This is a genomic window from uncultured Gulosibacter sp. (genome assembly GCF_963509965.1).
GTDB lineage: Bacteria > Actinomycetota > Actinomycetes > Actinomycetales > Microbacteriaceae > Gulosibacter.
On the sequence record NZ_CAUPDE010000007.1, the window covers coordinates 55,472 to 70,106 of the forward strand.

A 14,635-nucleotide genomic window follows, 5' to 3' on the forward strand; every position below is an offset into this window, starting at 1 on the left:
CGATGCTCCTATTCGTGCTCACGAATTAAAATTCGTCAGAGGTTGTATGCGCGCGCGGCGTTGTTGTATCCGATCATTTTGGCAACGCGCATGGCTTCTTCGAGCGGCCAATCGTCGAGTTCGATGAATCGGTTGAGCGTCGAGGCGAGTCCCCGCCGGAAGAGCAGCGTGCCGAGGTAGTACAGCTCGCTCGCGCCGAACGCATCACTCGAAAATAGTGCCTTGTGAAACGGGGTGAGCTCGAGCGACTCGGCGATGACGGCCTCAGAGCGTGAGCCCGTGTAATTAATTGCGAGCCCAACATCGCAGTACACGTGTGGGAACACATCCGCCAGGTAACCGGCTTCCCGATGGTAGGGGTAGCAGTGCAGCAGCATAAACCGCGCCCCCGAGTCAACGGCTGCGCGCAGCAGCCTGGTCAGTAGCAGCGGGTTGCAGCGGTGCAGGTCAACGTCGTCATCGCCGTAGCCGATGTGCAGCTGGATTGCGCATCCGCGGTCGATCGCGAACCACAGCAGCGCGCGAATCAGCACGGGATCATCCAGGCGTGGATGTGAGGCGGTAAAGCCGCGCATCCAGTCGCCAGCCGCAGTGTTGATTTCTGCTGCGGTGGGTCGGTCGGGGCAAAAATCGAGGCCGCAGCGGTAGGCCGCGATCGATTTCACACCGACCGCCGACTTGAGCCGCAGTTCAAGCTCGGTAACTATGGCATCGAACAGCTGCTCGGGGTTACCGCCCGCCGCGGCGTGTGCCAGCGCCACCTCTTCGGCGATGCGCTCAAGGCGAATAATCTCCACGCTTTCTGCGGATGCGAGCGCAGCGGTCTGCGTTGCCGACGAAATCGTGTCGGGTGCGTGCCCGGTTTCGATACCGAGCAGGTCGATGCCGGCGGCTTGCAATAGGCGGGTGTTCACCGTCTGGGCGCCGAGCTCTTGCCGGCGCTGAAGGTAGTCTTCGGGGCTGGCGAACGCCGGCAGATCAAGCACTGGTGCGCAGTGCCTGCGAATGGCAAACCCAACCTGGGTGTCGAACCGCGTGCATCCCGCAGCTGCTGGCCGTGATGATTCTGAAATCAGTGCTTCAAACTCTTCGCGACCGAGGTCGTGTTCGACCACGCCGTGGCAGTGGTGGTCGAACAGTCGTAGTGAGTCGAGGTTTTCGATCTGATTAGTAGACACGCGAGTACACCTCACACTGCTCGGCAAGGCTGCGGCCCTGTACGAACACGTTTTCATCGTGTTTCACCGCAATGAAGGTTTCGAGGAATGAGGCCGGGAACCACGACCGGACGACATCGTTCGACTTGAGCAGGTCGAGCGCCTCGTTGAGTGAACGGGGCAGCTGGGTGAGACGGCGGTGCTCGCCCTCGAGGTCGAGGTCGCCGATGATGACTTCTTCAGGATCGAGGTTTTCACGCAGCCCCTGCAGACCCGCGCGGTAAATAACGCCGAGCAGCAGCCACGGGTTCGCGCCGATGTCGCTCGCGCGAAACTCAAAGTGCAGCTGGGGTGCTGGGTCACGGCCGGCAATTTCATTGGTCGGGCAGATGCGCAGCAGGGCTTCGCGGTTTTGCAGGCCGAGGAACGACCGAGCGGTCGACCAGTTGTTCGGAGCGAGCCGTTCGTAGCTGGTAACCAACGGCGCAAACAGGGCGGTGAGTGCCGGAGCATATTTGATGATTCCGGCAGCGAATCGGCCAGCGAGCTCTGAAAGCCGACCCGGGCGGTTGGGGTCGAAGGTGAGGGTTTCATCATCGAGATTGTTGAGCGAGAAGTGAACGTGCACGCCATTTCCGCCCGACCCGGGAGCGACAACGGGAGCGAACGAGGCTTCGCGACCGTGGGCGTCGAAGAGCTCGTAAACGATTTCGCGCAGCAGCACGGCGCGGTCGCCGGCGGTGATGGGATCGGTGGGTTTGACGGTCACCTCGTACTGGTGCTTGGCGTATTCGGGCAGCCAGTTCTCGGGGCGCAGTCCAGCGTGGTGCAGGATGCTCATGAGCTGCGTGCCGATCGGTTCGAGGCGGCGGAACGACTGGAATGAGAACGGATGCGAATCTTCGGTTGCGCTCAGGTCGACGAACTCGTGTTCGAAGGTGGCGCTGCTGGTGATGCTGTAGTCGTCGCGCAGTTCTTGCAGCGCGTTGCGTAGGAAGGTGCGTGGGCAGGCTTCCCAGGGGGTGCCGTTGGTTTCAACGAGGTCGGCGAAAGCGACGGTGAATGCTGGTTTTCCGGGCACCCCGTCGATTCGATAGAGCGCATCGTGATCGGGGAGGAGCCGAAGGTCGCCGCTGGATCCGAACGGAATGTTGTCGACGATGTGGCCGAGCGGGCCGATGCCGAGGTTTGCGGGCACCCAGCCGATCGAGGTGTTTTCGTTGAAATCTGCCAGGCGCATTGAGCGTCCCTTGGTGCGGGCTGCGATGTCGCTGGTGGCGATAAAGATCAGTTCGTCGGTGTTGTTGGCATCTTGCTGAGTCATGAGAACTCCTTGTTGAGGGGGTGGTTACGAGTTTGCCGGTTCGTCGATGAGCGGATCTTGTTCGGTGAGTCGCGCGCCGATGCGCTGTGCCAGTGCTGGTTTTGATAGCACCGCGATCAGCCCGATGAGACACCAGGCAGCGGCGATCCAGGGGAAGTAGGTATACGGTGCTTCCTGGCCAGCGACCTGGACGACGTACACCCAGACGAGGAACGCCAGGCCGAGCACGGGCACCACGATTTCCCACTTGGGGATGGGGGAGCCCCGACGCAGCGAGTAACCGATCACGCCGATTGAGGTCATGCCGTAGGCGATGATCATGCACAGTGTCGCGATTGTTGCGTACCAGTAGTAGGCATCGACACTGGTGGCACCGAACAGACCGAGCACGATGGTCATCAGTGCGGTGAGGATGACCGTGAAGATTACCGCGACGGTTGGCACTGCGGTCTTGGGGTTGCGGTGGGCAAATGATCTGGGTCCGAACCCGTCGCGTGCCAGGGCGAACAGCAGCCGCGATGCGGCAACCGTCGAGCTCAGGAATGAGGCGAAAGCGACCAGGAACGCGGTGATCGAGATGAGCAGCGAGAACCACTTGCCAATGTAGGTCGATGACAGCTGCGTGAGTGTGGAGGCCGAGTTGGCGAAAGCCGAGACTCCGGCTTCGTCGGTGCCGAACCCGATGGTCTGTGCAAACATGACGAAGACGTAGACGAGACCACCGATGAACACCGCCAGCGTGAGCGCTCGCGGCACGACGCGGCGGGGGTTCTCGGCTTCTTCACCGAGCGCGGTTCCCGATTCGAATCCCGCCCACGAAAGGAACGCGAAGACGGCGGCGGTCATTACGGCGCTGATCGGGGCGTCGCCCGGTGTGAAAACTGACCAGTCGATGCCGGTTGATGCGGGAGCATCGCCGGAGCCGACACGGAACAGGATGACGATCGACAGCACCACCATGGCGCCGATGCCCAGGAAGCCGATGGCGAGGAGGGTGCGCGCGGTGACTGCCGATTCACGCAGGTTGAGCGCGAGTGCGGCGATCGCCACCACGGCGGGAACAGCGAGCCAGAGCATCGGTGGCAGCTCGAATCCGAGTTCGCTCATCATTGCTTCGAAGAACACCGAGCAAGCGCCGGCGATACATGCCGCGAATAGCAGGTAGGTGCCAAGCAGCGCGAATCCGCCGAAGAATCCCGCGCGTGGGCCGAGTGTTGAGCCCGCTAGCGCGTACACCGAACCGGCGTGCGTGAAGTATCTGGTGAGCCGGATGAATCCGTAGGCAACCAGGAACGTTCCGATGAACGAAACCAAGAAGGTGAAGGGGACGGCTTTGCCGACAAGGCCGGCAACACCAATTCCGTTGAGTGACATTGCCATAACCGGGCCCATGAACCCGATTGAGATGGCTGCGACTTCCCACGTCTTGAGTGGTCGCTTGGGCTGTTCTGCCGTGGATGCTGTCGGCGTCGTTGCTGACATATCGTCTCCGATGCTGGTGGTGGAGTACCCGTCATTGGGTGAATCAAGCATTACGTAGAAGCTTGATTACGTCAAGTATGTAATAACTATTACGCACGGTTTGTGGTGGGTTACTCACAAAGTGAGTGGGGACACTGCCAACACAGTGTCCCCACTCACTACCCGGGCCCGTTCTAAGCCGACCCGTTCAACATAAGTAAACGAACTAGGTCGCTGGCACCGTGGGCGCCGGCTCGGTTGAGTCGACCTCGTTGTTAGTCAACTCCTCCACATTTGCCGGCGGTTCCCAGCTCAGGTACACATCATCAGGCTGCGGCAGGCCGCACTGATTGATCTCCATCTGCACCTGCTTGGTCAGTCGCGACTTACCGGCATCGATCGCATCCTGCACCGTGCCGACCACGATTTCTTCTGCCGTTGACGTCTTCTGCAGTGGCGACACCTCAGCGCACAGGTGGTACACCTCGCCGCCGTCGACCCAGTACACCTCGTCCTTACCGGTCATCGCGATCACTCGCTGCTGATCCCACTGCGCCTCGGCAGTGCGCTGCTCAATCGATGGCGGATTCCAGTCGATGCCCACCAGCACTGCAATCGCCATAACGACCACGCCGATCACCCCGGCGATGGTCTTCTGCTTCTGATCCATGTCTTTGTTCAAGAACACGAGCACGATCAGGGGCAGGAACGCAATCACCGCGATAATGGCGCCCAACTGGTTCTGAATAAAGAACCGCACCGGGTCGTTCTTCGAAGCCGGGTCGAGCTGATTGGCGCGCTTCCACAGCAGCGACCCCGTGATGGTGAGCGCACCAATCACCACCACCAAGACGATCAAGAACACGACCGCCCAGCCGGGGAAAGCCTCGTCACCCGGATCCCAACCAAAGGTCACACCAATATGCGCGCGTGAATTCGAGTTCAGCAGACCGAAGATCGCGAACGCCTCCAAGACAATCGCGATAACCCAACACACAATCGCCCAGATGCGCAGATTGCGGGCCCGGTGCTTGGCCTGTTCGGTTGCGCGCCAGGTCGGTTTATCGCCACCGCCTTCGGCAGCCCCGCGGTCGCGCTTCGGAGCGCGAACCACCTTTTTATTGCTCTGCTGCTCAGCCACGTTTTTCCTCTCGAAAATGCAAGTTGAAGATAAGCAAGCTATCGCTCGAAATCCTACCGACGAATGGCGCCGATGTCGCCGCGCCCGCTGCGGCCCCCGCTGGCGCGTGCTCGATACTATGAGTCTCAGACAGACCGGGTCGCGATCGCATATCCGCCTCGCGACAAACAGCGAAGGAAACTCTATTTGTCGACTCCCTCGAGCGCGTCAGCACCGCGGGCAAACTTTGCGGCGCGTTTTTTGCCATCGGCGGGTGACTATGCGCAGCTGCGTAAGAGCTGGCGAGTCGATATCACCGCCGGTGTGACCGTCGCTATCGTGGCGCTGCCACTGGCACTAGCGTTCGGCATCTCATCGGGAGTCTCGGCCGCGGCGGGGCTTGTGACCGCGGTGGTAGCGGGTATCGTCGCCGCAATTTTTGGTGGCTCGAATGTGCAGGTGTCTGGCCCCACCGGGGCGATGGCGGTCATCCTCGCGCCGGTGGTTGCGGTTCACGGGGCTGGTTCGGTGCCGCTTTTGGCAATCATTGCCGGGATCATGCTCATCGTGATGGCGCTCAGTGGCCTCGGGCGCGCGGTTTCGCTGATTCCCTGGACCGTGGTGGAGGGTTTCACGCTCGGTATCGCCATGATTATCTTTTTGCAGCAGGTGCCGATGGCGCTCGGCACCACGGCCGAGGTGGGGCAGAACCCTGCGGTGGCGGCCGTCGCCGCATTCAGGGATGCTGACTGGTCGGTTGCGCTGCAAACACTCGGCATTGTGGCGGGCGTGTGGGCGCTCATCCTGCTGCTGCCAAAAATCCACCCGATGATCCCCGGCAGTCTCATCGGGGTGATTGTCGCCACCGTCGTGGTGGTGCTGACGGGAATGCCGGTGCCGACAATCGGAGCGCTCCCCACCTCGCTACCGGCACCGCAGCTACCCGCCTTCGACCTGGCGATGCTCGGTGATCTGGCGGGTCCAGCAGTGGGGATCGCGATTTTGGCGGCGATCGAATCGCTGCTGTCGGCGCGGGTTGCTTCCCGGATGGCAGACACCGGCCCCTATTCACCCGACCGCGAACTCAGCGGACAGGGCCTCGCTTCAATCGCTTCGGGGCTCTTTGGTGGAATGCCGGCAACCGGCGCTATCGCCCGCACCGCGGTGAATGTGCGCAGCGGTGCCCGCACCCGCGTCAGTGCGATACTGCACGGCCTGTTGCTGCTGGTGGTGATCTATTTCGGGTCGTCGCTCGTGGCACACATCCCGCTTGCCGCGCTCGCGGGCGTGCTGATGGCAACCGCCACCCGAATGGTCGCGCCGACCACGTTTAGCGCACTGGCGCGGGCACCCCGTTCGGATCTGCTGGTGTTTGCGATCACGGCACTGATCACGGTTGCGTTCGACCTCATCATCGCTATCGAGATCGGCCTCGTCGTTGCCGCCGTATTTGCTCTCAAACAGGTGGCCAGCCAGGCGGGTGTGCGGCGTGAGGAGCTGCCCGGTGAACACCAGCCGGGAGACGAACGAATTGCGCTGGTACGCATCGACGGCGCCATGTTCTTCGGGGCCGCCGAGCGGTTGCGCCGCGAACTCGACAGTTTCAGCGGCATCGGAGTGGTCATTATCCGGCTTTCGCACCTCTCGGGGCTCGACTCAAGCGGCGCGAACACCCTCGTCGAGGTGATCGAAACGTTCGAAGACCGTGGTGTGACAGTGCTGCTGAAGGGCCTCCAGCCGCAGCACCGAAAAGTGGCCGATGCCTACGGTGTGCTCGGTGCCCTGCGCAGCAACGAGCATGTCTTCGACAGCATCGAGGATGCGGTGGAACACGCTCGCAGCCACATCCGACGCGGCCCGGTGTGGCAGTAGCGCGCTGTGGCGGATGCAGTGCCTGCATCTCGAGCCGTAGACTAGCGACACTATGACCGAAAGCCCCACGACTATCGCGCCGTCGCCCGCATCCCGCAATGAGGATGGCACTCAGCGCACGTTCTATGTCCGCACCCTCGGCTGCCAGATGAACGTGCACGACTCCGAGCGGATGACCGGCTCGCTGCTCGCCGCCGGCTACGCGCAGGGTGAACCAGACACCGCCGATGTGATCGTCATCAACACCTGCGCCGTGCGCGAAAACGCGGCCAACCGCCTCTACGGTAACCTCGGTCAGCTCGCCGCCGTAAAACGCGAACACCCCGGTATGCAGATCGCGGTTGGCGGCTGCCTGGCTCAGATGCACCAAGACGAGATCGTGCGCCGAGCCCCGCAGGTGGATGTGGTGTTCGGCACCCACAATATGGGGTCACTGCCGGTGCTGCTTGAACGCGCCCGCCACAACGGCGAGGCCGCGGTTGAGCTGCTGGAGTCGCTCGAGACGTTCCCCTCAACGCTCCCCACCAAGCGTGACAGCACCTATTCGGGTTGGGTGTCGATTTCGGTTGGCTGCAATAACACCTGCACGTTCTGCATCGTGCCGTCGCTGCGCGGCAAAGAAAAGGATCGCCGCCCCGGCGACATCCTCGCCGAAGTGCAGGCGCTAGTCGATCAGGGCGCTATCGAGGTGACCCTGCTGGGACAGAACGTCAACTCGTACGGTGTCGAGTTTGGTGACCGGCAGGCATTCAGCAAACTGCTGCGCGCCTGCGGTGAAATCGAAGGCCTCGAGCGGGTGCGCTTCACGAGCCCGCATCCGGCCGCCTTTACCGATGACGTGATTGAAGCGATGGCACAGACCCCGAACGTGATGCCGCAGCTGCATATGCCGCTGCAGTCGGGTTCTGATCGCATCCTGCGCGAGATGCGCCGTTCGTACCGCTCAAAGAAGTTCCTCGGCATTCTCGACCGGGTGCGCGAAAAAATGCCGCACGCGGCCATCACTACCGACATCATCGTTGGTTTCCCGGGCGAGACCGAAGAAGACTTTGCCGACACGATGCGGGTGGTTGAGCAGTCGCGGTTCGCGAATGCGTTCACCTTCCAGTACTCGATCCGCGAGGGAACCCCGGCGGCGACGATGCCGAATCAGGTGCCGAAAGAAGTGGTGCAAGAACGCTTCGACCGGCTGATCGAGTTGCAGCACCGCATCTCGCTCGAAGAGAACCAGCGGCTTGTGGGTACGCGGCAAAAGCTTTTGGTTTCGGTGGATGAGGGCAAAAAAGATGACGCTACGCACCGGCTCACCGGCCGGGCCGAAGACGGGCGCCTGGTGCATTTCTCGCTACCGGAAGGTAATGAGACGCCCCGCCCTGGTGACTTTGTTGAGGTGAAGATCACCCGCGGCGCCCCGAGCTATCTGGTTGCCGATAGCACCGAGGCTGTGCCGGTAGTGCGCACCCGGGCAGGGGATGCGTGGGATGCGGCTCAGGCAGAGTCGTGCGGCACCTCGGGTGGTGGTGAAGCGGGCGGGCGCGCGGTGAACCTCGGCCTGCCGACGCTGCGAATCGGTGCACCCGGCCGACCGTGACCAGCGAGCTGATCGTTATTGGCGGCGCCACTGGCACCGGTAAAACCGCGCTCTCGCTCGATGTTGCCGAGCGCTTGCGAGCCATTGGACGCGACGCGGAGATCGTCAATGCGGATGCCATGCAGCTGTATCGTGGTATGGATATTGGCACCGCGAAGCTGCCTATGGCGCAGCGGCGCGGCATCCCGCATCACCTGTTTGATGTGCTCGAGGTTACCGAACCGTCGACAGTGGCCTGGTATCAGCGCGAGGCGCGTGCCCGTATCGACGAGATCATCGGTCGCGGCGCGGTGCCGATTCTGGTTGGTGGCTCGGGGCTCTACATTGCCGCGGTGGTGTTTGAGTTGAACTTCCCGGCGCGCGACCCGCAGGTGCGGGCCGATCTCGAGCGTGAACTTGAACAGTGGGGGCCGGGGATGCTCTACCGGCGGCTGGCCGAGTTTGATCCCGAGGCTGCCGAGCGTATCGACCCGCGCAATGCCCGTCGGGTGATTCGCGCACTCGAGGTGATCCGCATCACCGGTGAGAAGTTCTCGGCACAGCTACCCGAACAAGACAATTGGTGGCGGTCGACAAGCGTGGTGCTGGTGGAACGCGATCGTGCCGAACTGGTTGCGGCACTGGATGCGCGCGTGGTGGAAATGTGGCGTACGGGGCTGCTGGATGAAACGCAGCGGTTGCTGGATGCGGGGCTGGTTGCGGAATCAACCGCGGGCAAAGCAATCGGGTATGCCCAGGCGGCACAGCAGCTGCGGGGTGAGCTCAGCGAAGCCGAAGCGATTGCCGAATCACAGCTGTTGACTCGCAAATATGCTCGCCGACAGGTGTCGTGGTTCAGGCGCTATGAGAGCGCGCTGCGGATACCGGCGGGCGATGCGTGGAGTGCGCAGCGGGTGCTTGAGTTTGCCGGGTATGCGGCCGCTGATGGGCCTCGCGAATAACTGGCGCGACCGTTACCGCCAGCGCGCAGCAAGCACGACTCTGGGATGATTGAGGGCATGATCCTGCCCCGGCAATTCACCAAGATCGAATCGAACGGCAACGACTATGTTCTCGTGCTCGATGAGCGGTATGAACTCGAACTCGACTCCGAACAGATCGCGGCGATTTGTGACCGGCAGCGAGGCATCGGTGCCACGGGGCTCGTGCGACTATCAAAAACCCAGCCGCTGCACGGCGATACCCCGCAGTGGCTTGTGGATGCGCGCAATGCCGACGGTACGGTTGCCGAGCTGCGCGGCGACGAGGTGATTGCCGCCGTCGAATATCTGGCCGCAGCGAATGATTTTCCGACAGTAATTTCATCCCGTGCCGGTGAACTCGAAATCACCCGCAGCGGTAACCAGACCCAGATCACGCTCGGACGCTGGCGACTTGCCGGCGGTGAACCGCTCGTGGAAGCAACCCGGCTCGATGTGCCGCGCCCAGGGCTTGGCATTGAACTGCGCACGCCACACGTGGTGGTGGCACTGTCGAGCGCCGAAGAGCTAGAACAGCTTGACTTACGCGACCGGCCCGAGCTTGATCCAGCACCCGTCGACGACGCCACCTTGGTGTTTGTGGTGCCGGGTGATCCGCTCATCCAGGCGGGCCGCGGCTGCCTGTCAACGCGAGTGTATGACCGGATGCTCGGTGAGGTTCCCGGCGGCGCCGTGGCGGCGGGTGCGGCGGCGCTCGCGGTGCGCTATTGGGCCGGCAGCGGTGCGCCGCGCCAGTGGGAGGTGCGGGGTAATTTCGGTGCGAATGGCGTGTCGATTGAGCTCAGTGAACAGGGCGAGACAGTCAGCGTGTCGGGAAGCGCGCGGCGCGTGTTTGTGGGGGAACGCTGAGCCGAGCCTGCCGCTGAGGCCGCTTCGTTGAGGTGGCGCTGCAGGCGGCGGCACGACCCCACCCGTCGACATATACCGTCTAGTTGGTATAGTGGCAGCACCTTGCTGAAACCCAGCAATTCTTACGACGGTGTAGGAGGGGGTACGACGATGCGTACCGCAGGAGACAATCAGCCCACGAACGGCGAAGTTGCTGTTCGGCTCAAGTCAATCACCAAGGTCTACGGCGATCACGTGGCGGTCGACAATATTTCGCTCGATATTGAAGCGGGAGAGTTTCTCTCGTTACTTGGCCCATCGGGTTGCGGAAAGACCACGACGTTGCGCATGATCGCGGGGTTCGAACATCCCGACTCGGGCAGCATCGAGCTGGGCAACCGCAACGTGGTTGGCGTGCCGCCGCACAAGCGCGAGGTTAATACGGTGTTTCAGCAGTATGCGCTTTTCCCGCACCTCTCGGTTGCTGAAAACGTGGCTTTCGGCTTGCAGCAGCGCAAAACCCCGCGGGCAGAAATTGCCGAACAGGTGGCCGAAGCGCTCGATATGGTGCAGATGCGCAAGTTTGCCGACCGCAAACCCACCATGCTCTCGGGTGGACAGCAACAGCGTGTGGCAGTGGCGCGAGCGCTCGTGAACCGCCCGGCCGTGTTGCTGCTCGACGAGCCCCTCGGTGCCCTCGATCGCAAACTCCGTGAAGAAATGCAGCTCGAACTGAAGCTGCTGCAGCGCCGGCTCGGCACCACCTTCGTGTTCGTAACCCACGACCAGGCCGAAGCGCTGTCGATGAGCGACCGGATTGCGATCATGCGTGCCGGCAACATCGAACAGCTCGGCACCAGCCAAGACATCTACGACCAGCCCGCAAGCGCCTATGTTGCAGCGTTCGTGGGGCAACAGAACTTCTTTGATGGCACACTCGATTCGGTAACCGAGATGACCTCAGGGCTCGTGCGGCTGGCGGCCAGCCAACCCTCGGCAGTCGGCGACCTCAAGCCGGGTGCCGAAGTGCGCGGCGCGGTTCGCCCCGAATTCGTGCGGTTCGCCCGCTCCACCGGCGAACCCGCCGCGGTGAACACCCTCGAAGCCAGCGTCAGCGGGTTCGCGCACCAGGGCGAGACGATGCAGTACCTCTTCCAGGCAAATGACGGCAGCACCGTGCTCGCACGGCAGCCGGTAGCGGCACGCGGCGACCTCGAACTCGGTGACCGGGTGCGGCTGAGCTGGGAACCCGAACACGTCCGCATTTTTGCCGCCGACCCCGACCTCGAAAAGGTGCGCGGGCAGATCGACGCAAATCTCTCCACCCAGACGATCGCGGCGATGGGAACGGGACGATGACCGACCGCCAACCCATTCGCATCCTCGCAAACGCCCTCTCGGCGCCACGCATCCGCGCCGATCTCACCCGCCGATCATTTCTCGCCACGTTTGGTGCCTTTGCCGCATCGGGTGCGCTGGCGGCCTGCGCCGGGCCGGCGCGTGACACCCGGGCCGGCGTTGACGGTGAGCCCATTGAAGACAAACTCTTGATGTACACCTGGGGTGAGTATGACGACCCGGAAGTGCTTGACGAGTTTCGTGAGACCTTCAACACCAACTTTATCGTCGACGCATTCGGTTCGAACGAAGAGCTCATTTCAAAGCTTGTCGGCGCCCGCGGCACCAGCGGCTACGACATTGTGGTGCCCACCGGCGGCTACATTGGTGCGATGGCCGAACACGGGCTTATCGAACCGCTCGATCATTCGCTCATCCCGAATATGAAGCATGTCTTGCCCGAACTCATGAGTCAACCCTGGGACCCCGACAACAAATACTCGATTTTGAAGTCGTGGGGCACCACCGGGTTCGTGTACGACACCACCAAGATCAAACGCGAATTGCGCGACTGGAACGATTTCTTCGACTGCGCAACGAACGAAGCGTCGGGTCGAGTGTCGATGATTGACGACCCGCAGAGCCTGGTGGGTACCTATTTTTGGGCGAACGAATACAGCACCAACGACGACAATGCCGCGCACTTTGACGAGGCTGAAGAGTTCCTCGTCAATAAGCTTGCCCCGCATATTTCTGCCTTCGATTCCTATCCGGGCTCGGGTGCGATTCCGCAGGGAACGCAGTGGCTTTTCCAATGTTGGAATAGCGACGCGCGGCTGGGGATTCTCGAATCACCCGACCCCGAGCGGTGGCGCTGGGTGGTCGGGGCGCCGCACAGTGAGCTGTGGATGGACAACTGGTGCATCGCCGCTGGGGCCCAGCACCCTAAAGCGGCCCACGCCTTCCTCAACTTTGTGCTCGAACCCGATATTGCCTATCGCGAAGTCGACTACATCGGGTCGGATGTGGGCATTCAGGGGCTCCGCGAGCGCGCGGACAAAGAGGGTATGGAACTGCCCGACATGGTCTTTTTCGACGCCGATCAGGTGGCGAACTTCAAGGTCATGCTGCTCACCGAGAGCCAGCAGCGCTTCGTGGATATTTGGAACGCAGTCAAGGGGAGGGCAGCAAATTGACCTCGACGACAGCAACTGCAGCTAAGCGCCGCCAGCGCGGGGGTTTGCTCGCGCTACCCGCCGCCGGTTGGCTGCTCGTATTCTTCTTCATCCCGGTATCGCTGGTGCTGTTCTACAGCTTCGGTGAGAAGCCCGATATTTTTGAGACTCACTCGAACGAGGTTTTCACTTTCCAGCGATACGTGGAGGCACTCACCGGCTCGAATCTCGGTATTCTGCTCAACAGCATTTGGATTGGTGTGGTCGGTACCTTCCTGTGCCTGGTGGTGGCGATGCCATTCGCCTATTGGCTCGCCACCAAGGCACACCCCAGCCGCCGCGGTCTCTACCTCGCGCTGGTGCTGGTGCCGTTTTGGACGAACCTGCTGGTGCGCACGATCGGTTGGCAAATCATCCTGGCGCCAGAGGGTTGGCTTTCGCAGTGGCTCATGGGTGCTGGGCTACGGGCCGAGCCGCTGGGGCTGCTCAACACTCGTGAAGCGGTGCTGATCGGTGTGGTCTACAACTATCTGCCCATGATGATCCTGCCGCTATATGTGGCCTTCGACCGGGTGGCAGGAAACCTCCGCGAAGCAAGCGCCGATCTCGGTGCCGGCCGCGTGGCAACCTTCACCCGCGTGACGCTCCCGATTGCCTGGCCGGGCATCCTGGTGGCCATCCTGCTGGTATTCATCCCGCTCATGGGCGACTACATCACCCCGACAGTGCTCGGTGGGGCGCAGGGATCAATGATTGGTCAGCTGGTCGCGAGCCAGTTCCAGACTGCCCAAAACTGGGCGCTCGGCTCGGCCATGGCGGTGCTGCTGGTCGTTGTCGTGCTGCTCTTGGCCGCCGGAATCTGGCTGCTCACCAAATTGATCGCACTGCCATTCCAGCGCCGCTGGCGCGTTTCGATCGAGGAGACGAACTCATGAATCGCACATTGGGAAGCACCCGGTTGCTGAATATCTGGGCGGTGCTGGTATTTATCTTCCTGTTCCTGCCCATCGCCGTAATTGTCATCTACTCGTTCAACCAGGGGCGATTGCTGGTGTCATTCACCGAACCCGGGTTCGGTGCCTACGAGTCGGCTTTCGCGAATGAACGGATCACGAGTTCAGTGGTGGTGACGCTGCAAAGCGCGGCCTGGTCGGCGCTGCTGGCCACCCTGCTCGGCACCCTCGCCGGGCTGGCACTGGCACGACGCGGCGGCCGCTGGGTGCCGTGGCTGGTGCTCGGGCTGGGGCTTGTGACCGTCACCCCAGAAATTGTGGATGCAGTTTCGCTGCTGCCCTGGCTGGTCACGCTGGGGCAAGACCTCCACCTCGGCATTTTCAACAACGGCATCGTTCGTCTGGTGATCGGTAACTCGCTGTTTGCCACCGCGGTGGTCACCTTCATAGTGCGCGCGCGATTCGCCGGCCTGGATGAACGGCTCGAAGAAGCCGCGGCCGACCTGTTTGCCCCGCCCGCGGTGGTGTTCCGCCGGGTGACGTTGCCGTTGGCAATGCCCGCGGTGCTGTCTGGCGGGCTGCTGGCGTTCACGCTATCGCTCGATAACACGGTGATCTCGTCGTTCGTGCAGGTATCGGGGTCGACACCGTGGCCGGTATACATCCTGTCGACACTCAAAACGGGGATGCGGCCAGAAATTGCCGCGATGTCGACCGTGATGATCGTGCTCACCCTCGCGGCGCTCGCAATCGTGGCGCTGGTGCTGCGCCGCTCGGGTGAATCGACCGCCGATATCGTCAAGACAATGGCCGGATAGTAAGGATGCGGCGAGTGC

At 62.1% G+C, this 14,635-nt stretch carries 12 protein-coding genes; 8 read left to right on the forward strand and 4 right to left on the reverse strand.

Going from position 1 to position 14,635, the window contains the following annotated elements:
* Nucleotides 1-35 precede the first annotated feature (35 nt).
* The 4 genes from RQ865_RS06025 to RQ865_RS06040 all read right to left on the reverse strand — a co-directional run bounded on the left by RQ865_RS06025 (nt 36) and on the right by RQ865_RS06040 (nt 5,083).
* The gene (locus tag RQ865_RS06025) at nt 36-1,178 is read right to left on the reverse strand and encodes an amidohydrolase family protein (RefSeq protein ID WP_311478213.1); all 1,143 of its coding nucleotides are present in this window, start codon (nt 1,176-1,178) and stop codon (nt 36-38) included.
* Nucleotides 1,168-2,481: a glutamine synthetase family protein gene (locus RQ865_RS06030; RefSeq protein WP_311478214.1), complete on the reverse strand. Its 1,314-nt coding sequence runs from the start codon at nt 2,479-2,481 to the stop codon at nt 1,168-1,170. The genes RQ865_RS06025 and RQ865_RS06030 overlap by 11 nt, the downstream gene beginning before the upstream one ends.
* A 24-nt stretch (nt 2,482-2,505) precedes the next feature.
* Nucleotides 2,506-4,014, reverse strand: a complete 1,509-nt coding sequence (locus tag RQ865_RS06035; RefSeq protein ID WP_311478215.1) for an APC family permease — start codon at nt 4,012-4,014, stop codon at nt 2,506-2,508.
* Between the two features lie 154 nt (nt 4,015-4,168).
* Complete coding sequence (locus RQ865_RS06040) at nt 4,169-5,083, reverse strand: hypothetical protein (RefSeq protein WP_311478216.1); 915 nt, start codon at nt 5,081-5,083, stop codon at nt 4,169-4,171.
* A gap of 186 nt (nt 5,084-5,269) precedes the next feature.
* Here RQ865_RS06040 and RQ865_RS06045 point away from each other — a divergent pair, with 186 nt between their 5' ends.
* The 8 genes from RQ865_RS06045 to RQ865_RS06080 all read left to right on the forward strand — a co-directional run bounded on the left by RQ865_RS06045 (nt 5,270) and on the right by RQ865_RS06080 (nt 14,617).
* Complete coding sequence (locus RQ865_RS06045; protein ID WP_311478217.1) at nt 5,270-6,934, forward strand: SulP family inorganic anion transporter; 1,665 nt, start codon at nt 5,270-5,272, stop codon at nt 6,932-6,934.
* Between the two features lie 52 nt (nt 6,935-6,986).
* Nucleotides 6,987-8,525 carry a tRNA (N6-isopentenyl adenosine(37)-C2)-methylthiotransferase MiaB gene (gene miaB / locus RQ865_RS06050; RefSeq protein ID WP_311478218.1) on the forward strand — a complete coding sequence of 513 codons (1,539 nt, stop codon included), beginning with the start codon at nt 6,987-6,989 and terminating at the stop codon, nt 8,523-8,525.
* Entirely contained in the window at nt 8,522-9,466 is a 945-nt protein-coding gene (gene miaA / locus RQ865_RS06055) for a tRNA (adenosine(37)-N6)-dimethylallyltransferase MiaA (RefSeq protein WP_311478219.1), read from the forward strand. Before miaB ends, miaA begins: the two co-directional genes overlap by 4 nt.
* Nucleotides 9,467-9,511: 45 nt before the next feature.
* Nucleotides 9,512-10,354 (forward strand): diaminopimelate epimerase, encoded by an 843-nt coding sequence (locus tag RQ865_RS06060; protein ID WP_311478220.1) that lies wholly within the window; start codon nt 9,512-9,514, stop codon nt 10,352-10,354.
* Between the two features lie 150 nt (nt 10,355-10,504).
* Nucleotides 10,505-11,692, forward strand: a complete 1,188-nt coding sequence (locus RQ865_RS06065; RefSeq protein ID WP_311478221.1) for an ABC transporter ATP-binding protein — start codon at nt 10,505-10,507, stop codon at nt 11,690-11,692.
* A complete protein-coding gene (locus RQ865_RS06070) occupies nt 11,689-12,867 on the forward strand; it encodes a spermidine/putrescine ABC transporter substrate-binding protein (RefSeq protein WP_311478222.1) in 1,179 nt (392 codons plus the stop codon). Before RQ865_RS06065 ends, RQ865_RS06070 begins: the two co-directional genes overlap by 4 nt.
* Nucleotides 12,864-13,781: an ABC transporter permease gene (locus RQ865_RS06075; protein WP_311478223.1), complete on the forward strand. Its 918-nt coding sequence runs from the start codon at nt 12,864-12,866 to the stop codon at nt 13,779-13,781. The genes RQ865_RS06070 and RQ865_RS06075 overlap by 4 nt, the downstream gene beginning before the upstream one ends.
* Nucleotides 13,778-14,617 (forward strand): ABC transporter permease, encoded by an 840-nt coding sequence (locus RQ865_RS06080; protein WP_311478224.1) that lies wholly within the window; start codon nt 13,778-13,780, stop codon nt 14,615-14,617. The genes RQ865_RS06075 and RQ865_RS06080 overlap by 4 nt, the downstream gene beginning before the upstream one ends.
* The last annotated feature ends 18 nt before the right edge of the window (nt 14,618-14,635 follow it).